Below are 18,410 nucleotides of genomic sequence, written 5' to 3'. Positions count from 1 at the left end.
TTTTCTCCCGAGCGTAAGCGGCGGGGGCGGCCGGCAGAGCCGTGGCGTGTTGTCACCTCTCGCGCGCCGGTCGTCACCTCGATTAGGCGGACTGGTCGCAATGCTCCGCGATGAGCTCGACAAGCGTGGCCACGAGACCCGGTGGGAGGTCGTGGCCCATGCCAGCGATCGTCCGGAGTCGAGCTTTAGGGATGGCTCCGGCGGTGGCGCGGCCGCCCGACGGATGGACCATCCTGTCCCGGTCGCCGTGGATGACCAGTGTCGGAGCAGAGATGTTCCTCAGCTCGGCGGTCCGGTCGCCGGACTTCACGATCGCGCCGAGCTGCTGAGACCGGCGGGCGGTTCGCTCGCCGCGCGCTGGTGGTTCTCAGGCAGCCAAAGCGGTCGGTCGCTGATCTTCCACGATCGCGCCGACGAGGACGTCGAGCTCCCAGCACACGACGGCGATCCCCTTGATTGCTTTGACGAGCGACCACTCGTACGCGACCGGCGACCAGGCCGCGACCCGACTCGCGGCATCAGCATCGAAGTGGAACGCGCCTCCGTAGAGCCAGTCGTTGATGACCTGCTCGGCGGTGAACTCACGGATAGGCGGCCCCATCGGGTCGTCGGCCCAGACGTGTCTCATCAGGCCGACGTTGCGCTCGTCGCGGTGGCGACGTCCGAGGAGGTCGAGGATCGCTTTGGTGCTGTCGGCGAGGGTTGTTTGCGAGGCGACCCGCTGGCGTAGTAGCCCGAGGATGGCGTGGAAGCGTGCAGGCTCCTTCTTCATCCAGAGTTGGCGGAAGTCCATGGTCATCGAACGCAGCGGGTCGCGACCGGCATGGTCAAGCCGCTCGTAGCTCTCCTCTGGCGCGGCCTTCACCGAGAACCGGATTGGCTGGGAGAAAAAGGTCGACGATCCCAGCCCGCAGCAGACCTCGTGGTACCGGACCAGGAGATCCAGCTCGGAATCGCCAAGGGACTCGAACCGCGAACCGACCTCCATCGAGACCAAGGCGTCAAATAGCGTCACCGGACCGTGGGCCATACGTCAAGGATACGCGCGCATCCAGAACCCCTTATGGGCAGCAAACTGGCCCGCGCACGGTCGCCGACTAGTGGGCTGTGGCGAAGAGGAAACCTGACATGGAGCCGCGAAAACGTGTCTTGTGATCTCATTCTGTCCGATGGTGCTGGCACTGTTCCCGATCGTGCCGGACAACGACCTTGTTCCCCGACTCTTGCCTCGCCACTGGCGCCGCCCCTTCCAGGCCGCTCTCGACCGGGCGTCGGCGGCCGAGGTCGGCGACGAGATCCGCGCAGCGACCGCAGCGGCACTGCGGGACGCCGGCGGCTGCCCGGAGCTGGAGCAGCTGGCGTACGCCGCGCGATACGTCGCGGTGTTTGGCGACCTGCCGGCGTGGGAGCAGGCCCAGCGACGGTTTCTGGACATCAACGGCCGCAACGTCCTATCGCAGACGATGGCACGGGAGGCCGAGCACTTGCTGGCCCGCGACCGCGATGGACTTGCTGCGATGAGCGACGGAGAGGCATGTCGGCAGATCACCGAGGGTGGGCTGTCGCGGTGGGTCGATGAGCGCATGTGGGGCCGCGGGCGTGACCTGCTGCTGGAGCAGTACGGAGACTTCGACGAGGCCAGGCGCTTCGAGGCCGCCGCCAACGCGCACGCGTCGCTGGACGAGCTCGCAGACCGTCTGCTGCGGAAGCCCGACGGCGACGGGTTGCGTGCCCCCGATCGCAAGATCCGCCCCCGTGATACGCAAAGCCTGCTCTACGAGGACCTGAGCTGATGCAGCGCTACGAACCTCTGAACTTTGACGGCGGGGACGGCCCCCGCGTGGATTGGGAGTCGGGATTCCGGCTCGACGATCAGCAGATCGCATTCGGCCTGGGTCGGGCACTGTCGCCGCGCCTGTCGGACCTGCTCGACATCGCGATGTCCGCGTATGTCACCGACCGGCTGCGCCCGCGTCGACCGCCCGGAAGTCGCGGCAGCGAGGACTGGAGCCGGGAACTGCCGGTGCGTATCGCCGTGCGCGACGAGGCGTTCTGGCGCCAAGCCGACGTAGCCGAGGCGCTCCGCGACCTGCTCGAGTGGCTGACCGACGACGTCTGGGGTTTCGAGTTTCTCGGTGGGCGTCGGCAACACCGTTTCGCAGAGAGTCAAGACCCGCTCTTCGGGATGGACCCGATTCCCAACGCGCGCTTCGGCCTCTACAGCGGAGGCCTTGACTCCTACGCCGGGGCCGCCTCAGACGCGGCTGAGGCGGATCGAGAGCTGGTGCTCGTCTCGGCCACGACGAGCAAGCCGATGGGCGCGATGCAGCAGCGGACCCTCGCCGCGCTGAAGGCCAGCTCGCCTGCTTCGATCCGCGCGCTCCAGGTCCCGGTGGCTTTGCGCGGGGAGGCGATCGCTCGCCTGGCAGGACGCCGCGATGCACCGGAGGCCAGCCAACGCACTAGGGGGCTGGTGTTCTTGGTGCTCGGCGCCGTGAGCGCCGCGACCGCCGGCGGGCGCGAGCTGCGCGTCTACGAGAACGGCGTCGGGGCGATGAACTTGCCACTCACCGAGGCGCAGTACGGAAGCCACAACACCCGTGCGATGCGCCCCGAAACCCTGGTCAAGGCAAGTGGCCTGATGAGCCTCGTGCTCGAGGATGCATTCGACATCGTCAACCCGTCGTTCACGAAGACCAAGGCACAGATGTGCGCTCTCCTCCAGGGCGTGGTGCGGAATGGCATCCGCACCACGGTGTCGTGCGATACGGGTCTGACGCATCGCGCCTCGAAGGTCCACCTATGTGGAACCTGCACGTCGTGTCTGCTGCGGCGCCAAGCGCTGCGCGCCGGCGGCTTGGCCGACGAGGACGATGCCGAGGCCAGCCTCTATCGCACCGACGTCCGCGAGGTCGCCGCCGGGTCGGACAAGCGCGCCCTTCGGCTGCACTACATGCTCAACCAGGCCGCGCAGATGGATCGGGCCCTACGGGAGCCCACGCCGGTCGACGCGCTCGTGCGAGCGTTCCCGGACCTGCGCCGCATCCACGATGCACTGCTCGCTCAGGGCTACCACGACCCGGTCGGCCTGACCCAAGGACTCCTGACGACCTACGTCGAAGAGTGGGCCAGGTTTGAGCACCCTCTGACGGTGCGCTACCTGCCCCAGGGCGAGCGGACCGGAGTCGCGGCGTGAGCACGTCCGAACGAGGTCAGTACAGCTGGCTTCTTGAGCGGCTGCGGCGCGCTCGCCAAGATCGCGGGCTCACCCAGGCGCAGGTGGCTGAGCAGATGGGCATGGCGCGAACCTCGCTGGTCGCGTTGGAGAGCGGCGAGCGCCGGCTCAAGCCCGAGGAGATGGTCGCTCTGGCTGGTCTGTACGGGCAACGGCTGGACGAGCTCCTTCGACCCAGCGAACCACCCCGTGAGCTCGCTGCTCAGTTCCGCGAGTCGGCGGGAAGGATGCCCGAGGAGGACGACCTTCGGCACGCGACGCTCGCGCTTCAGAAACTCGCCGAAGACTACGTCGAACTTGAGCGCCTGCTGGACGCTCCGCTTCCTACGAGCTTCCCGAGCCCGCAAACCGTGCCCACCGACCCGGTCGCCGGCGCCGAGCGGCTGGCTACCGAGGAGCGGGGACGCCTGCATCTTGGTGACGGACCGCTACCGCATCTGCGCGAGCTGCTCGAGAACGACGTTGGGCTTCGCGTGTTCTCCGTCCCGCTGCCGTCCCGATTCGGCGGCTTGTTCGCGTATGACGAGCAACTCGGCGCGTGCGTGGCGATGAACAGTCGCCACCGTTGGGAGCGCCAGCGATTCTCGCTGGCGCATGAGTTCGCGCACTTCCTGACGCGGCGCGATCGCGCGGAGATCACGGTCGTCATCGCCGGCTACCGGCGCGTACCGGCGGCTGAGCGCTTTGCCGACGCGTTCGCGCAACGGCTGTTGATGCCGGCCGGCGGCGTCACGCGTCGGTTTGAAGCTGCCAAGACCGCATCGGGCGGCCGCGTGACGCCCGCGCTGCTGCTCGGCCAGGCGGACTTCTGGCACGTGTCGGCCGAGGCGATGGCCCGTCGGCTGGAGGACCTCAAGCTGATCAAGTCAGGCGCCTGGGACCAGCTCGTCAGACGTGGCCTCAAGCCCGAGGAAGGACGCGCGCTTCTGGGTCTACAGCCGCGACAAGCCGACACCGTGCTGCTCCCGCGGCGCTACGTGCTGCTCACGGTCACGGCCTATCGAAAAGGACTGATCTCCGAAGAGCGCGTCGCGCGATTCCTTCGCCGGGATCGCGTCGCCGCCCGGCGCCTGGTCGAAGAGCTCGACTTCGACCTGGACGACGCCCCCGATCTCGACGCGCGCTGACCGCAGGCCCGATGGAACGGCTCCTGCTCGACGCCTGTGTCGTGATCAACGTCTTCGCCGGCGGCATCCTCCGCTCGCTCTCGACCGATGCCGGCTCCGAGCTGATCGTCGTCGAGCAAGTCACCGCCGAGGTGCTCTACGTCGATGACGAGGGAGATGATCGCGAGGCGCTGGAGTGGGAGCCGCTCAGCGCCGAGGGCACGGTGACCGCCGTCTCGCTCTCGGGCGCTGAAGAGCTGACGACGTTCCTCAGTCTGGTGCCACGACTCGGCGACGGCGAGGCGGCGTCGCTTGCTGCAGCTCGGCACCGAGGTCTGGTGCTGGCGACCGATGACGGACTCGCCCTAAAGATCGCGGCGGACGGCGATCCGGTCGTGGAGACCGTGACCACGCCGGACATCCTGAGCTGGTGGGCCGACGCCGTCGACGCCGACGACGCGCAGCTCGCGTCGGTGCTTCAGCGCATCGAGACCCGCGCGCGGTACCGGCCGCCAAACACCCACCCGTTGGCGCCGTGGTGGTCCCGCGCCTCGTCACCATCGTGACCTGGAGGCGGAACCCCAGGAGTCGGGGTCAGGCCGCGGCGGCTTCGCGAAGGGAGCGGTACATCTTCTCGGCCTCGCGGGCCATCTCTTCCTCGACCTCGCGGAAGACATCGTCGACGTCAGGCCGGACGCGTGTCGAGTCCTCGACGAGGACGTCGCCGTTAGGAAGTTCGTGCTCGATCTTGTCGTGCTCGGTCATTGCTGTCTCTTCTTAGCGTAAGGGGCGGACGGATCAGTGGCGGAAAGGTTGGGCGAGTAGTTCGTAGATGGCGGTGCGTAGCGCACGGTTGAAGCCGGCTTCGACGGCGTCGTCGATCGCGTTCAACATCGTCTCGTCGCGGCGTTTCATGGAGGTGACGGTCACGCAACCGACGGGGATACGACCGAACTCGTCGTCATCGATGACGAGTGGGAGTCCGCGAATGAAATGCCATCGCGACGCGTAGGTCTCGCGGGATTCGGCCAGGATCTTGCCTCGGCAGTACGCGCGGACGGCAACCCAGCGCGCGTACTCATCGATATGGACTGGCTCGATGGTGGCGCGGTCGATGTGCAGCCGGTCGGTCGTGGCGCGGTTGATGAGATGCTCGCCGGGCTCGTCGACGAGCCACAGCGTGAGGGCCAGCGTCTCGTCCCACTGCCGCTGTTCGAGACGTTCGGCCGCGGCGACGGCGGCTTGGAGAGCTTCGCGCAGCCGCGTGACGATCTGCGATTGGGCTCGCTGGAAGGTCTCGTCGGCGGCGAGACCGAGGAGGCGGTCGTTGACGGTGGTGACCCAGGTGGCGGCACGGTCCGGAAGGGGAACGTAAGACTCGCCGAGCCGTTTGGCGCGGGCCATCTCGGAAAGTGCCTGCGCGACTTCGACGTAGTGGTCGACGAACACGACGGTGACGCCGACGGCGCCCCATCGGCTACGGACGGCGGCCTCGCGCGCCTTACGGACCCCGTCGGGAACCTCGGGTTCGTAGGTGTCCTGTCGAACGAAGATCGCGTAGCGCGGGGGCTTGTTGCCTGGCGGCTCGCCGTACAAGTAGCGCAGCAGATTGGGATCGGCGAGGCTCGATCCGACGAACACGAACATGCTGTTCGCTAGCGCTGCGCCGACTTGGTTAGCCTGCCACGAAGCGCCTTGCTGCATGCGCTGGTAGTCGGCTTCGCTGAGCACCAGCGTACCGGCCTGCCCGTCACGCCCGGCATAGCCATGAAGGTGACGGACCTGCACGACGTCGGCACCGACGCCGAGATGCTCGCCGACGTACGCCGCTGCTTGACGGGGCGAGACGGGATCGTCACGGAGTGCTTGCTCGGCGAGGTCGTCGTAGTTGGTCGTAAAGATCTCCAAGTCAGTACCGAACGCGTCAACCAGACGAGGGAGCTGCTGCGCAATAGGCCCCGGGAAGAAGTCGGACGGGCTACGTTCGCCATAGAGATCGAGGGGGATCCATTCGCCGAGCTGTCCGTCCTCGGCGAGCGCCTCAACAATCGCCGCCGCTCCGAGATATCCGTCACGGCGAACCGCCTCGGCGACCCAGCGATTCGTGCCGTCCTCGTCAGCCGTGGTGAGGGTGCCGCTCGCGGTGCCAGCGCGGACCAGCAATCGCTCGATCAGCGCCGACCAGCTTGGCAGTCCAGCCTCGATCGACGTGCCGGCACCGAGCAGCAGAGATAGCTTCGGGGTGTCCCGTGCGTCGTTGATGAGGTCGCGCAGCGGCGGCTGGGAGAAGGCGCTAAAGCTCACGCTGAGGCGGTGGTCGGCTTCGCGTGTGCGGCAGCGGTCGATCGTGGTTTGGCCTTCTTCTTGGGCCGGAATGCAGCCGACAGCAATTTGGCGTCGCCGGCGCGGCTGCGGTGGTGCATGTACTTCATGGTGGTCTGCACGTCGGCGTGGCCCATCCACGCCTGGACCTGGACGATCGTGGCCTGGTTGATCGCGATCGAGCCGAACGTGTGGCGCAGGTCGTGGAACCGCAGCTTGCGGAGCTTGGCGTTCTCCAGGGCCTTCTTGTAGCGGCGGCGCAGGGCTGAGCCGTCGAGGAACTCGCCGCGCTCGCCGGGGAAGACGAGATCGGTCCGCGCGTGCGGGACCCGCTTCTGGTGGTCCTTGAGCAGGTCGCGGACCTGCTCGGCCATCGGCACGGTCCGGGTCAGGCCGGACTTCGGGGCCGTGAGCGTTCCGAGGGAGTAGGAGCCGTAGACGTGCAGGGCCTCGGTGTCGAAGTCGACGTCGCCCCAGCGCAGCGCGATCAGCTCGCCCATGCGCAGGCCGGTGAACGCGGCGGTGAGAAAGACGGTGCGGTCCTGGTCTGAGGCCGCGCCCTTGCCGAGCTGCTCGATCTCCTCGGGCGAGTAGAAGTCGTACTGGTTGGGGTCGTAGCGGACGCGCAGCTTGGCGACCTCGCGGGCGGGGTTGCGCAGCAGGCCGTGGACCTTGACGGCGCGCTCGAGGATCGCGCCGAGCACGATCAGGCACTTGTTGGCGGTGCGGCGGCTGGCGCCGCGGTCGTCGACGAGCTCGTCGCGCCACTGCTCGATGTCCTCGGGGGTGATCTTCTCGACGCGCTTGCCGCGAAAGGCTGGCAGCAGGTGGGCGTTTACGACGGAGCGGTTGTCGGAGGCGGTCGAGGGCTTCCAGTCGCGGTCGCGCAGGCCCCACGCGAGCCAGTCGTCGGCGACGACGTCGAAGGTCACGCCGGTGCGGACCTGCTCGACGGCGCCGCGTCGGGCGTCGGTGAGGATCGCCTGCAGCTGGGCGTCGGCGTCCTTCTCGGTCAGGTAGCCGGCGGGGGCGGTGCCCTTTTGGTCCCACAGCAGGCCGAGCTTGCGCTCGCGCTGCACGCCCTGGGCGTCGCGCCACTTGGCGTACCAGGTCGAGCGCAGCTTGCCGCGGCGCAGCTTCACGTGGCCGGAGACGGAGCGGGAGAAGGTCGGATCGAGGGTCGCCATGACCTCAAGAACGCTACCGCATGGGGCGGATGTTTTTTCTCCCCGTTTTTCTCCCCAAGCAGCTCGACGCAATCGGAGGAAACTCGAAGAATACCCGCTAAAACCCTGGTTCCGGGGGCCATTGTTCGGCCTCTAGGCTGTCTACGGAACCGAAGGTCAGAGGTTCGAATCCTCTCGGGCGCGCTCAAGAAAACCCCGCAAATCGCGGGGTTTTCGCGTTTCCGGGGGCGGACTCGAAGCACGAAACCGGCCCGGAGTCCCAGGCGCGCGGCGAGAAGTCGGCCGGCGCCCTGCTCGACAGGGCGAGCCGCGGGCGTCTTCGACGCTGCTCGGTGAACTTCTCCGATGCGGTTTGGCGTGCCGCGCGGCGCGCGGCTCGTCCCCGGGCTACCACCCCAAGCGCTCAGGCTACAATTTCGCGCGCGCTGCCGGACGGGGCAGCCGGTGAGCGTCACTTCCCTCAACCACAGAGGACCAGGCCCGGCGCTCCATGCGCTGCGGTCACCAGGCGGTGAAATCTCCCTCTCCAAAAGAGCAGGGGGCGGAACACGACACCCCGAGTGGACCAAACGCAGGGGGCTGGACGGCACGAATCTATTCCTGCCTTGTTGGCCGGCTTGAGCGCCCGGAGCAGCCCTTCGAGGAGTTCCGCGGCGTTCAGGGCGGCCCGGTGATCGCGGCGCGTCGGCTTCGTATCCTCACCACGGGATGCCGCTGCGCGAACGCGAGGTCGAGACGGACGACGCACGCGTCCTCGCGGCGCTCCGCGGCGGGGACGAGGAGGCGTTCGGCGCGCTCGTCCGGCGTCACACGCCCGCGCTGCTGCGCGTCGCGCGGTCCTACGTGAGCACGCAGGCAGTCGCCGAGGAGGTCGTCCAGGAGACGTGGCTCGGCGTCCTGCGCGGTCTCGACCGGTTCGAGGCCCGCTCGTCGCTGCGCACCTGGATCTTCCGGATCCTCGTCAACCGCGCGTTGACGCGGGGCGCGTCGGAGGCACGGGCGCTTCCGTTCGCGAGCCTCGTCGCCGCGGAGCTCGACGACGGCGCGCCGGCCGTCCCGGCGGAGCGCTTCCTTCCGGACGACCACCGGTCGTGGCCGCGCCACTGGGCCGCACCCCCGTCGCGCTGGGAGAACCTTCCGGAGGAGGCGCTGGCGCTCAACGAGACGCGGCGGCTCGTCGCCACGGCGATCGCCTCCCTTCCGGCGGCGCAACGTCTCGTGATCACGATGCGGGACGTCGAGGGTTGGCCCGCCGAGGAGGTGTGCTCGATGCTGAAGCTCACGCCGGGCAATCAGCGCGTGCTCCTGCACCGCGCGCGGGCGCGGTGCCGCGAGATGCTCGCGGAGGACTTCGCGACGTGACGGCGGATCCCCAGATGGACTGCCGCGAGCTCGTCGAGCGCGTGACCGAGTACCTCGACGACGCGTTGGCTCCGGACGACCGCGCGCGCCTCGAACGGCACCTCGCCGACTGCCCGGCGTGCACCCGCTACCTCGAGCAGATCCGCGTGACCATCGCCGCCGCCGGCGCGCTGCGTGACACGGATCTCGACGAGCGCATGCGGACCGACCTCGGTGCGGTGTTCGAGCGCTGGCGTCGGACCCGCTGAGCGACGCCCCGCGCCTGGAGTGGGGCGCGACTCGCCCGTGTCGAACTGCGCGACCGCGACGGCACGATCGCCGGTTCACACGCGGCAGACCGGTCCCGTGCCGAGAACGAGCCGGTCACCGCCGCCACGTCGCGCGTAACGCTGTGGCGGGTTCGCGGGACGACGATCTCCATGACCTCATCTCTCCCCGCGACACCGGCGCGCCTCGCCCGGCGTGCCGTCCTGGTCGACGCCGCCATGCTGGCGAGCCAGACCGTCGACATGCGCGCGAGCGGGCGCGCGCCCAGCACGGGCCCGGCGGACGTCGCGAGTCGACTGCTCGGCGTCGAGATCCCAGGCCAACTGCGCGGCCCCGTCACGCACGCGATGCAGCTCTCGCTGACGGCGACGGCCGTCGTCCTCGACGAGGTCCTCGGCACGAGCCGCCCGGCCGTCGCTCGGGCCGCGGGGATCGCCGTGACGCTCGTCGCGGTCGACGCGGCGCTCTTCGCGCTCGTCGGGGGCGCCGCGTCACCCGTGCGCTGGAGCCGCGCGGACGTCGCCCGCGAGCTCGTCCACAAGACCGTCGTCGGCGTCGCGACGGTCGCCACCTCGTCCGCGCGGTGATGAACGATCACGAAACGGGTCCCCGCGGATGCAACGTCCCGCCCGTCCGCCGGACATGACCGACATGGACATCCCCCGCCTCGTCGAGACCCGAACCGCCCTCCACCAGCTCGCCGAGCACGTCATCGCGCCACTCCGCGTGCAGGAGACCGGCAACGAGATCGCGCTGACGATCATTGCTGGCGGCTTCGCGACACCGCCGCTCCCGGCCGGTGGGCGAGTCGGCGTGCGGGGCACGTCGGTGCTCCGCGCCGATCCCGACGGCACCGAGCACCTCGCCCCGATCCGCACGCTCGGCGAGGCCGCCGACCACGTGGGCCTGCGGACGCTCCCGGTTCCCGACCGGGAGCTCGCCGTCGATCCGGACGCCGCCGCGCTCGTCCACGCCGCGCACGCCGTCGGGGCGGGCGCCCTCACGCGCCTCCGGGCGATCGCGACCGACGACGACGACGTGAGTGAGGTCGTCCTCTGGCCCGAGCACTTCGACGTCGCGATCGAGCTCGGCCCGGCGGATCGTCGCGCCACGTACGGCGTGTCGCCCGGGGACGAGAACCACCCGCGACCGTATGCCTACGTCGCCACGTGGAACGCGCCTCCGTCCGGGGACATGTGGAACGCGGTCGGCTTCACCGGAGCGCAGACCGAGGACCTCGACGAGGACGCGCTGCTGGCCTTCTGGTCGGCCGTGCGGGCGGCGCTGTGATGGGCGTGCCCTCCCCGACGGCGTACGGTCCCCTCGCATGACCGTCACCTGGCACCGCGTCCTCGACGATCCCGCGTCCCTCCCGGACGGTCGCGTCACGACCGTCACCGTCGGCCACCGCTCCCTCGCGCTCACGCACCTCGACGGGCGCTGGGGCGCGATCGACAACCGCTGCCCTCATCAGGGCGGGCCGCTTGGGGAGGGGACGATCGAGCGTGGTCTCCTGCGCTGTCCCTGGCACGGATACGACTTCTGCCCGCTCACGGGGGACAGCGCGTTCGGCGACGGCGTTCCGAGCCACCCGGTGGAAGAGCGGGCGGACGGGATCTACGTGGCGCTCGATCCCGAGCCCGAGCATGAGCGGACGATGTCCGACGTCCTCGCCGAGACGCTCGTCGCCTGCGGTGTCACCGACGTGCTCGGGATGGTCGGGCACTCGAACCTCGGGATGGCCGACGCGCTGCGACGCTGCGCCGAGCGCGGTGAGCTCACGTACGTCGGCATCCGCCACGAGGGCGCGGCCGCGTTCGCCGCGAGCGCGTACGGCAAGCTCACCGGCCGCCCGGCAGCGTGTCTCACGATCGCCGGGCCCGGGGCCACCAACCTGATCACCGGACTGTGGGACGCGCATCTCGACGGCGCTCCCGTCGTCGCGCTCACCGGGCAGGTGTCCTCGTCGGTGCGCGGCCTCGGGGCCTTCCAGGACCTCGACCTCTCGGCGGCGTTCGGCGACGTCGCGCTGTGGACCGCCGAACTCACGCCACATGCCCGCCCGGACGAGCTCGCCGTCCAAGCGGTCCGGCGGGCGACGACCGGACGCGGGGTCGCGCACCTGATCCTCGACGACGACGCGCAGACCCTGCCGGCGACGCGGTCGGCAGCGACCTACGCCGGTCGCACGTCCGCGCGCGCCGCCCGGCCTTCCGAGGAGTCGCTCGGCCGTGCGGTGGACGTGCTCGTCGGCGCTCGCCGCCCGGTGATCGTCGCCGGCCACGGCGCTCGCGGCGGGCGCGAGGCGGTGCGCGCGCTCGCCGAGCGACTCGGCGCGCCGATCGTCACGACGTTCAAGGCGAAGGGCCTCGTCGGGGACGATCACCCGCTCGCCGGCGGGGTTCTCGGACGGAGCGGGACCCCCGTCGCCTCCTGGCTCATGAACGAAGCCGATGCGCTCCTGGTCGTCGGCGCGTCGTTCTCCAACCACACCGGGATCTACCCCGGCCACCCGATCGTCCACGTCGACGACGACCCGCAGCGCCTCGGCGAGCGCCACGCGGTCGCCGCGCCGGTCCTCGGTGACGTTGGAATGACGTGCGAGCTGCTCGCCTCGGAGCTCGCTGCGCTCCCGGATCCCGGCCGCGTCGACCAGCGCGCCGACGTCGCCGACCGCTGGGCGCTCTGGCGCGACGAGAAGGAGTCCCGCGCACGCGACGACCGCGGCGAGGGAATCGCGAGCGCCGTGGTCTTCGCCGCGCTTTCCGAAGCGGTGCCGGCCGACGCGGTCCTGTGCGTCGACGTCGGCAACCACGCATACAGCTTCGGGCGCTACTTCGTCTCGCGGGAGGGACAGGACGTCCTCATGAGCGGCTACCTCGGGTCGATCGGATTCGCGCTGCCCGCCGCCCTCGGGGCGTCGCTCGCGACCGTCGGAACGGGGCGGCGCGTGGTCGCGGTGTGCGGCGACGGCGGCTTCGCCCAGTACGCGATGGAGATGACCACGGCCGTCCGGAACCGCCTGCCGATCACCGTCGTCCTGCTCGACAACGGCGAGCTCGGAAAGATCAGCAAGGAGCAACGCGCCGGGTCCTGGGACGTCTGGCAGACCCGCCTCACGAACCCGGACTTCGCGGCCTTCGCGACGCTGTGCGGCGCGCACGGCGAGCGCGTCGACGCGCCCGAGGGTCTCGTGCCCGCGCTCGAGCGCGCCCTGACGACGGACGGGCCGTCGCTGGTGTCGATCCGCAGCGACGCGCTCCTCACGTGAACGAGCCCGCCGGCAGCCGGATGGTCCCGCAACCCACGGTCTTCGCCGCAGGCCGCACTGGCCCGTGGCGGATCGAGAGCAGCACGGCGGTTCTCGGGGAGGGGCTGCCGGTGGCGCCGCGACTCACCGTCGCCCCGGCCGCCACGCCCGTGGTGGACGCGGCGTGGTGCGTCCGCGGCGTCCACGGCCACGCGCGCTACGCGACGGCTGCGGAAGCCCGCGAGCTCGCGGCGCGCTCGGCGCCGCTGGGCCGCCGGGAGGCGACCTGCGGGGCCATGATCCTCGTGCGCAAGAGCGCCGCGTGGTGGGCGCTGGCCCAGGACGAACGGCGGGAGCTGCTCGAAGAGCGCTCTCGGCACGTGAGCGCCGGCGCCCGGTACCTGCCGGAGGTTGCGCGGCGACTGTTCCACGGCCGTGAGATGGCGGAGCCGTTCGACTTCGTCACCTGGTTCGACTTCGCGCCCTCCGCGCGCGACGCGTTCGACACCCTCGTGGCGACCCTGCGCTCCACGGAGGAGTGGACGTACGTGGACCGCGAGGTCGACGTACGGCTCCTCCGGGAGGACACGGGCGCTCCCGTCCCGGGCGGCTGAGCGTTCCGGGCTCCGCGCGAACGACTCCCCGCCCTCACCGCCGCGGCGCGACCACCCGGAACGTCGCGCTGACCGGCGCGCTCGCCTTGCCCGCCGCGGTGGCGACCGCGGTCAGCCGGTAGCTGCCCGGGGCGAGCGTGACGCGGCCGATCGTCGTGCGCAGGACGACCGTGCGGTCGCCGGCCGCGTCGGTGCGCGTGATCGTGGCGCGGCGCAGGAGCCGTGAGCAGCGCTGGCCGGCGGCGATCCGGCGGCCGGGGCGCGCGGCGATGCAGCGCTCGCCGCTGCGCCGGCCGGGGAGGACCTGCTCGATCGTCAGCGTCGTGCGCGCGGCCACGTCCAGCCGGTAGCGGACGGTGGACCGCGTGCGACGGGTCAGCGTCGCGGCGCGGACCGAGAGGCCGCTCAGGCGCGGCGCCGCGGCGACGGCCGGGGCCGGGTCGCTCGACGGCGCGGGCGCGGAGCTCGGACTCGCGGGCGTCGCGGGCGGCGTCGTCGTGCCCGACCCACCGCCCGAGGACGCCCCGCCGCTCGGGGCCTCGCTGCCCGGCGTGCCGCCCCCCGGCGTGCTACCCCCCGGCGCGGTCCCGGTCGTCCGGAACGAGCCCGCCGCGCTCTCCACGACGCCGTACGCGGTGGTCGCCACGACCACGACCGCGTGATCGGTCCCCGGGGTCAGGCCGGACAGGGGCTCGCCGACGAACCGCGCGCCGGGCGGGTCGCTGGAGACCGACCGCGCCGTCGTCGTGAACGGCGTCCCGCCGCTCGGGGTCACGCGGAACGCGACGGTCGTCGGCGTCAAGCGGGCGTCGACCGTGCCGACCACGGTCGCGGTCGTCTCCCCGACGTCCTGGGCGGGGGAGACCGTCACGACCGGCGCCAGCACCTCGACCGCGCCGATGTCGCACGCTCCAGCCACGGCGCGGGGCAGGCCGCGCTGATCGGTCGCCGGGCAGCCGCTCGTGCGGCCGTCGAGGGCGGCGCTCGTCGGGCCCGGCACCGCCGACGGGGTCGGGCCCCCGTTCGCGCCGACGGCACCGAGGGCGAGCGTGCCGACGAGGCCCGGGCAGCTCGACGCGCCCGTGAGGTTGCCGCCACCGTCGCTCAGCGGTCCGGCGCAGCCGCCCGCGCCGGTCCCCGCCCCGAGGATCGAGCCGGTGAAGGTCGCCGTGCCCGCGGTGCGCAGCACGCCGGCGATGGTCCCGGCCTGCCCGGGGGCGCCCGGGGTCGCGTCCGGGTTGGGGCTCGCGGGCGGGGTGCCCGCCGGGCCGGGAGTGCTCTCCGTCACGGTCACGTGCGTCGCGGTGAGGCTGCCGGAGGTGACGGCGATCGCGCCGGCGTTGCCGCCGTCGCCGCCGTTGCCGTTGGCCGCCATCGGACCGATGTCCTGGTTGCCTCCCTGGCCGCCCATGCCTCCAGCCCCCGCGGTGCCCGACACCGTCACGTTCGTGAGCGTCGTCGTCCCCGCGCTGAGCAGCGCGCCGCCCAGCCCGCCGGCGCCGCCCGTCCCGCCGCTCGTCGCCGCGGAGGTGAGGGTCGACGGCGGCGTGAACACCTCGTTGAGGCCGCGCCCGCCGACGCCGCCCCTCCCGGCCGTGCCGGTCACGAAGCTGTCGGCGAGATCGAGCGTGCCGAGGCTCGCGATCGCCCCGCCGAACCCGCCCTGCCCGCCGGTGCCGCCTGCGGCCGCCGCGGTCCCGGCGCTCCCGCGGGTCCCCTCGCCCGCGGTGCCGACGACGTGGATCCGGTCGCCCTCCAGCGCTGCGAGGCTCCGCACGAGGATCGCGCCGCCGTCCCGCTCGCCGGTGCCGTCGAGCGCGCCCTGGATCCGCAGGTCGGTCACCGTCACGGAGACCGCCGCGACGCCGCTGCCCACCGTCAGCGCCCGCGTCCCCCCGAACGCGCGGACGGTCGTGCTGCTCGCGCCGACCCCGTCGATCGTCAGCGGGCTCGTGACGACCAGCGCCCCGAGATCGAGGCGGTAGGTCCCCGACCCGAGCGTGATCACGTCCGCCCCCGACCCGGCGGGGCAGCCGCCGACGGCGCTGTCGCCGTTGGCCGAGGCCACCGCCTCGCGCAGCTCGCACACCCCCGCCGCGGTCCCGTCGTCGGTCGTCGCGGTGACCGGGATCGTCGCCGCCCCCGCGGCGGTCGTCCACGTCGTCGTGATGGCGAGCGCAGTGCCGAGCACCACGCGCCCTCTCCCCCTGGCACGGTTCATGGGGATGACCCTCGCAGGTCGCGCATGAATCGGGTGCGACGGCGCGCACAGTAGGCGCGTGACGACCGTCACCTCCTGCACGGGCCGCTCGTCGCCGGCTCCGGGTTGACCGTGGACATAGTGTTCGGTCACAATGTCCGAATGAGCACCGTCGACGCTCCCGTGCGGGTGCTGGACGCCGTCTTCCCGAAGGCTGGCGCGGCCCATCCGCCCGGACCCGAGGCGGCGCTCGCCCGCGCCCTCCTCGCGCTCGGCGGCGCCCGGCGGCCCGAGCACCTGATCGAGCGCGCCCCCGCGGTCCTGGTCCGCTGGTCGGCGTTCGAGCAGGCGACGCTGCTGCGCGTCGAGCACACGACGTGCACGACGCTCTCGGTCGCCTCGTCGACCGGTCGCGCGCCGGTGCCGCAGGGCGAGCGCGCCCTCACCGACCTCGAGCTCGAGGTCGTGCGACGACGCGGCCCCGCGCTCGTCCCCGGGTGCTCCGTCGTCGCGCCGGTCCTCGCCGAGACCTCCGTCATCGGCCTGCTGCACGCCGTCCCCGCGGGGACGGGCTCGGCGCAGGACCGCGACCTGCTCCACGCCTTCGCGGCCGGCTTCGGGCATCTCTTCGAGCGCGCGACGCTGGAGGCCCGGCTCGCCGCCTCCGCGGACCGGGCCCGCGCGTTCGCCACCACGATCGCCGCCGGTCTCGCGCCGTCGCAGGACGCGGTGCTGCGCCTCGGCCCGCCCGACCGCGCGTCCGTCGCGCGGGTGCCGCTCACCGCGGTGCCCCGTGCCGAGAACGGCGCGCAGCTGCTGCTCACGGCACGACAGCTCGAGGTGCTCGAGCTGATGGCGGCCGGGCGCACCAACGCCGAGATCGCGGACGCGCTGACCGTCAGCGAAGGCACCGTGAAGAGTCACGTCAAGCTCATCCTGCGGCGGCTCAAGGCCGCGAACCGGGCCGAGGCGGTGTCGCGGTACATGCGGCTGGCCGGGGCGCGCGCCGCCTGACCGCCGTCCCTGCACGGGGCCTGCGCCCCCGGGTGAACGCTGCCGTACACTCGGCGGCCGCACACGGCACCTGGGAAGGAGCGCACGATGGACCGGACCGAGCAGCACCACGACGAGGACCTCGAGGACGCGGGGCGGACCCGCCGCGGACGGCGCGGGCTGCTCGCCGCACCCCTCGTGGCGTTGCTGCTCGTCGTCCCGGCCGGCGCCGCGCTCGACGGGCCGCTCAACGACCTCCTCGCGCTCGGCAAGGGGGAGGGGCAGGTGGTCCCGCGCGCGGCCACCCAGGACATCGACGACCTTCCGTTCGAGCCCACGCCGCAGGTCGGCTGCGCGCCCGACGACCGGCCCGAGCCCGGCATCCAGGGCCGCGTGCCCGCCGGCAGCGCCCGCAACGGGCTGTTCTGCAACGCGCGGATCGTCGGCCGCCACGGCAGCGCCGGCGGCTTCAAGGTCCACCGCTACGTCGACCGCACGGGCCGCGAGTGCGCCTACTACGACACCGCGCTGCTGTTCCCGCTGAACGCGCTGCGCGTCGGCGCGGGCGACTCGCTCGGCGTGCAGGTCCTCGACATGACCGACCCGACGAACCCCAGGCGCACCGCGGTCCTCACCGAGCTGCCGATGATGTCGCCGCACGAGTCGCTCGTGCTCAACCAGCGGCGCGGCCTCCTCGCCGCCGTGCTCGGCAACCCGGCGACCTACCCGGGCCTCGTCTCGATCTACGACGCCAGCGCCGACTGCCGCAAGCCCGTCCTGAAGTCCACGCGGCTCGTCGCCCGGTTCGGGCACGAGAGCGGCTTCAGCGAGGACGGCCGCACCTTCTACGCGGCCGGCACCGCCACCGACTCGCTCACCGCCATCGACGTCGTCGACCCCGCCCGGCCGAAGGTCCTCTGGCAGGGCCAGGTCTCCTCCCACGGCCTCACCCTCGACCCGGACGGCACCCGCGCCTACGTCACCGACACCGGCCGCGGCGAGGCCGCCGTCCTCGACGTCCACGAGATCGAGCAGCGCAAGCCCGACCCGCAGGTCCGCGAGATCAGCCGCATGACCTGGACGAACGCGTCGATCCCGCAGAACGCCATCCACTTCACCGTCGGCGGGCGCCCCTACCTGCTCGAGTTCGACGAGTACACCCAGGGCACCACCGGCGGCGGGAACCGCGACGCCGTCGGCGCCGGACGCATCATCGACATCGCCGACGAGACCCGGCCCCGCCAGATCGCCAACCTGCGCCTTGCCGTCAACCAGCCCGACGCGCACCGCGCCGCCCAGAACGACCCGGGCGCGGCCAGCCCCGTGCAGGGCTACGCGGCGCACTACTGCGACCTCGACTCCCGCGTGGACCCGACCGTCGTCGCCTGCTCGTTCATCGCCTCCGGCCTGCGCGTGTTCGACATCACCGACCTCGAGAAGCCCCGCGAGATCGCCTACGTCGTCGCCCCCACGAAGGCCGCGGTCGAGACCGTCGGCCTCGAGTCGAGCTTCGCGATGAGCAAGCCCGTCGTCGTCAAGGACCGGCGCGAGGTCTGGTACACCGACGGGGCCAGCGGCCTGTCCGTCGTGCGCGTCGCCGACCGCGTGTGGCCCGCGAACCGGCCGGCGTGCACCCCGCGCAACCGGCGCTTCGTCCGCCTGAAGGTCCCCAAGGGCGCGAAGGTCCGCACCGCGAGCGCGCGGCTGCTCGGCCGCCGCGCCACCGTCGTGCGCCGGGGCGGGCGGCTCGGGGTGGTCGTCGACCTCCGGCGCGCCGCACCCGGCACCGTCCGCCTCAGCGGCACGGTGCGCACCCGGACCGGCCGCGTGGTCCGGACCGTGCGGACGTTCCGGGTCTGCGCGACCGGCTGAGC

The 18,410-nt window shown here is 71.9% G+C and carries 17 protein-coding genes and 1 pseudogene; 12 read left to right on the top strand and 6 right to left on the bottom strand.

The window, feature by feature from the left end:
• Positions 1 to 82: 82 nt before the first annotated feature.
• Both C7Y72_RS02490 and C7Y72_RS02485 read right to left on the bottom strand, forming a co-directional pair.
• A pseudogene (locus C7Y72_RS02490) lies at positions 83 to 328 on the bottom strand (alpha/beta fold hydrolase); the annotation flags it as partial.
• A 39-nt stretch (positions 329 to 367) separates the two neighbouring features.
• A complete protein-coding gene (locus C7Y72_RS02485; RefSeq protein ID WP_107567041.1) occupies positions 368 to 1,030 on the bottom strand; it encodes a hypothetical protein in 663 nt (220 codons plus the stop codon).
• Between the two features lie 139 nt (positions 1,031 to 1,169).
• Here C7Y72_RS02485 and C7Y72_RS02480 point away from each other — a divergent pair, with 139 nt between their 5' ends.
• From C7Y72_RS02480 to C7Y72_RS02465, 4 genes are read left to right on the top strand one after another with little or no spacing between them, the layout of a single operon-like run.
• Positions 1,170 to 1,793: a hypothetical protein gene (locus C7Y72_RS02480; protein ID WP_107567040.1), complete on the top strand. Its 624-nt coding sequence runs from the start codon at positions 1,170 to 1,172 to the stop codon at positions 1,791 to 1,793.
• On the top strand, positions 1,793 to 3,196 hold the full coding sequence (locus tag C7Y72_RS02475) for a 7-cyano-7-deazaguanine synthase (protein WP_107567039.1): 1,404 nt from the start codon (positions 1,793 to 1,795) through the stop codon (positions 3,194 to 3,196). The genes C7Y72_RS02480 and C7Y72_RS02475 overlap by 1 nt, the downstream gene beginning before the upstream one ends.
• Positions 3,193 to 4,362, top strand: a complete 1,170-nt coding sequence (locus C7Y72_RS02470; RefSeq protein WP_107567038.1) for a helix-turn-helix domain-containing protein — start codon at positions 3,193 to 3,195, stop codon at positions 4,360 to 4,362. The genes C7Y72_RS02475 and C7Y72_RS02470 overlap by 4 nt, the downstream gene beginning before the upstream one ends.
• Positions 4,363 to 4,373: 11 nt before the next feature.
• Positions 4,374 to 4,907, top strand: a complete 534-nt coding sequence (locus tag C7Y72_RS02465) for a hypothetical protein (protein WP_107567037.1) — start codon at positions 4,374 to 4,376, stop codon at positions 4,905 to 4,907.
• Between the two features lie 28 nt (positions 4,908 to 4,935).
• Here the strand turns inward: C7Y72_RS02465 and C7Y72_RS23030 are convergent, their stop codons facing one another.
• From C7Y72_RS23030 to C7Y72_RS02455, 3 genes are read right to left on the bottom strand one after another with little or no spacing between them, the layout of a single operon-like run.
• Entirely contained in the window at positions 4,936 to 5,106 is a 171-nt protein-coding gene (locus tag C7Y72_RS23030; protein ID WP_158276589.1) for a hypothetical protein, read from the bottom strand.
• A 33-nt stretch (positions 5,107 to 5,139) separates the two neighbouring features.
• On the bottom strand, positions 5,140 to 6,645 hold the full coding sequence (locus tag C7Y72_RS02460; RefSeq protein WP_158276588.1) for an SIR2 family protein: 1,506 nt from the start codon (positions 6,643 to 6,645) through the stop codon (positions 5,140 to 5,142).
• On the bottom strand, positions 6,642 to 7,850 hold the full coding sequence (locus tag C7Y72_RS02455; protein WP_107567035.1) for a tyrosine-type recombinase/integrase: 1,209 nt from the start codon (positions 7,848 to 7,850) through the stop codon (positions 6,642 to 6,644). Before C7Y72_RS02455 ends, C7Y72_RS02460 begins: the two co-directional genes overlap by 4 nt.
• A gap of 708 nt (positions 7,851 to 8,558) precedes the next feature.
• On the opposite strand from C7Y72_RS02455, the gene C7Y72_RS02450 reads away from it, so the two are divergent.
• From C7Y72_RS02450 to C7Y72_RS02425, 6 genes are all read left to right on the top strand, one after another.
• Positions 8,559 to 9,212, top strand: a complete 654-nt coding sequence (locus C7Y72_RS02450) for an RNA polymerase sigma factor (protein ID WP_107567034.1) — start codon at positions 8,559 to 8,561, stop codon at positions 9,210 to 9,212.
• Positions 9,209 to 9,460: an anti-sigma factor family protein gene (locus tag C7Y72_RS02445; protein WP_199223832.1), complete on the top strand. Its 252-nt coding sequence runs from the start codon at positions 9,209 to 9,211 to the stop codon at positions 9,458 to 9,460. Before C7Y72_RS02450 ends, C7Y72_RS02445 begins: the two co-directional genes overlap by 4 nt.
• A gap of 171 nt (positions 9,461 to 9,631) precedes the next feature.
• The gene (locus C7Y72_RS02440; RefSeq protein WP_107567033.1) at positions 9,632 to 10,066 is read left to right on the top strand and encodes a hypothetical protein; all 435 of its coding nucleotides are present in this window, start codon (positions 9,632 to 9,634) and stop codon (positions 10,064 to 10,066) included.
• A 64-nt stretch (positions 10,067 to 10,130) separates the two neighbouring features.
• The gene (locus tag C7Y72_RS02435; protein ID WP_146175218.1) at positions 10,131 to 10,769 is read left to right on the top strand and encodes a hypothetical protein; all 639 of its coding nucleotides are present in this window, start codon (positions 10,131 to 10,133) and stop codon (positions 10,767 to 10,769) included.
• 37 nt (positions 10,770 to 10,806) lie between these two features.
• The gene (locus C7Y72_RS02430) at positions 10,807 to 12,750 is read left to right on the top strand and encodes a thiamine pyrophosphate-dependent enzyme (protein ID WP_107567031.1); all 1,944 of its coding nucleotides are present in this window, start codon (positions 10,807 to 10,809) and stop codon (positions 12,748 to 12,750) included.
• Positions 12,747 to 13,343 carry a chlorite dismutase family protein gene (locus C7Y72_RS02425; RefSeq protein ID WP_199223831.1) on the top strand — a complete coding sequence of 199 codons (597 nt, stop codon included), beginning with the start codon at positions 12,747 to 12,749 and terminating at the stop codon, positions 13,341 to 13,343. The genes C7Y72_RS02430 and C7Y72_RS02425 overlap by 4 nt, the downstream gene beginning before the upstream one ends.
• 34 nt (positions 13,344 to 13,377) lie before the next feature.
• Here C7Y72_RS02425 and C7Y72_RS02420 read toward each other — a convergent pair whose 3' ends face one another.
• On the bottom strand, positions 13,378 to 15,564 hold the full coding sequence (locus C7Y72_RS02420) for a choice-of-anchor Q domain-containing protein (protein WP_146175217.1): 2,187 nt from the start codon (positions 15,562 to 15,564) through the stop codon (positions 13,378 to 13,380).
• A gap of 141 nt (positions 15,565 to 15,705) precedes the next feature.
• On the opposite strand from C7Y72_RS02420, the gene C7Y72_RS02415 reads away from it, so the two are divergent.
• Positions 15,706 to 16,557 carry a helix-turn-helix transcriptional regulator gene (locus tag C7Y72_RS02415; protein ID WP_107567029.1) on the top strand — a complete coding sequence of 284 codons (852 nt, stop codon included), beginning with the start codon at positions 15,706 to 15,708 and terminating at the stop codon, positions 16,555 to 16,557.
• An 87-nt stretch (positions 16,558 to 16,644) separates the two neighbouring features.
• The gene (locus C7Y72_RS02410; protein WP_199223830.1) at positions 16,645 to 18,408 is read left to right on the top strand and encodes an LVIVD repeat-containing protein; all 1,764 of its coding nucleotides are present in this window, start codon (positions 16,645 to 16,647) and stop codon (positions 18,406 to 18,408) included.
• Positions 18,409 to 18,410: the final 2 nt, after the last annotated feature.

It is taken from the genome of Paraconexibacter algicola (assembly GCF_003044185.1).
Lineage (GTDB): Bacteria > Actinomycetota > Thermoleophilia > Solirubrobacterales > Solirubrobacteraceae > Paraconexibacter > Paraconexibacter algicola.
Note: the sequence above shows the minus strand (reverse complement) of the source record. Positions and strands in the feature narration are given on the sequence as shown.

Bases quoted from the DNA above. Each gene is read 5' to 3' on its own strand.
- C7Y72_RS02485 (WP_107567041.1), bottom strand. From the start codon at position 1,030: ATGGCCCACGGTCCGGTGACGCTATTTGACGCCTTGGTCTCGATGGAG.
- C7Y72_RS02480 (WP_107567040.1), top strand. From the start codon at position 1,170: ATGGTGCTGGCACTGTTCCCGATCGTGCCGGACAACGACCTTGTTCCC.
- C7Y72_RS02475 (WP_107567039.1), top strand. From the start codon at position 1,793: ATGCAGCGCTACGAACCTCTGAACTTTGACGGCGGGGACGGCCCCCGC.
- C7Y72_RS02465 (WP_107567037.1), top strand. From the start codon at position 4,374: ATGGAACGGCTCCTGCTCGACGCCTGTGTCGTGATCAACGTCTTCGCC.
- C7Y72_RS23030 (WP_158276589.1), bottom strand. From the start codon at position 5,106: ATGACCGAGCACGACAAGATCGAGCACGAACTTCCTAACGGCGACGTC.
- C7Y72_RS02455 (WP_107567035.1), bottom strand. From the start codon at position 7,850: ATGGCGACCCTCGATCCGACCTTCTCCCGCTCCGTCTCCGGCCACGTG.
- C7Y72_RS02450 (WP_107567034.1), top strand. From the start codon at position 8,559: ATGCCGCTGCGCGAACGCGAGGTCGAGACGGACGACGCACGCGTCCTC.
- C7Y72_RS02440 (WP_107567033.1), top strand. From the start codon at position 9,632: ATGACCTCATCTCTCCCCGCGACACCGGCGCGCCTCGCCCGGCGTGCC.
- C7Y72_RS02435 (WP_146175218.1), top strand. From the start codon at position 10,131: ATGGACATCCCCCGCCTCGTCGAGACCCGAACCGCCCTCCACCAGCTC.
- C7Y72_RS02430 (WP_107567031.1), top strand. From the start codon at position 10,807: ATGACCGTCACCTGGCACCGCGTCCTCGACGATCCCGCGTCCCTCCCG.
- C7Y72_RS02420 (WP_146175217.1), bottom strand. From the start codon at position 15,564: ATGAACCGTGCCAGGGGGAGAGGGCGCGTGGTGCTCGGCACTGCGCTC.
- C7Y72_RS02415 (WP_107567029.1), top strand. From the start codon at position 15,706: ATGAGCACCGTCGACGCTCCCGTGCGGGTGCTGGACGCCGTCTTCCCG.
- C7Y72_RS02410 (WP_199223830.1), top strand. From the start codon at position 16,645: ATGGACCGGACCGAGCAGCACCACGACGAGGACCTCGAGGACGCGGGG.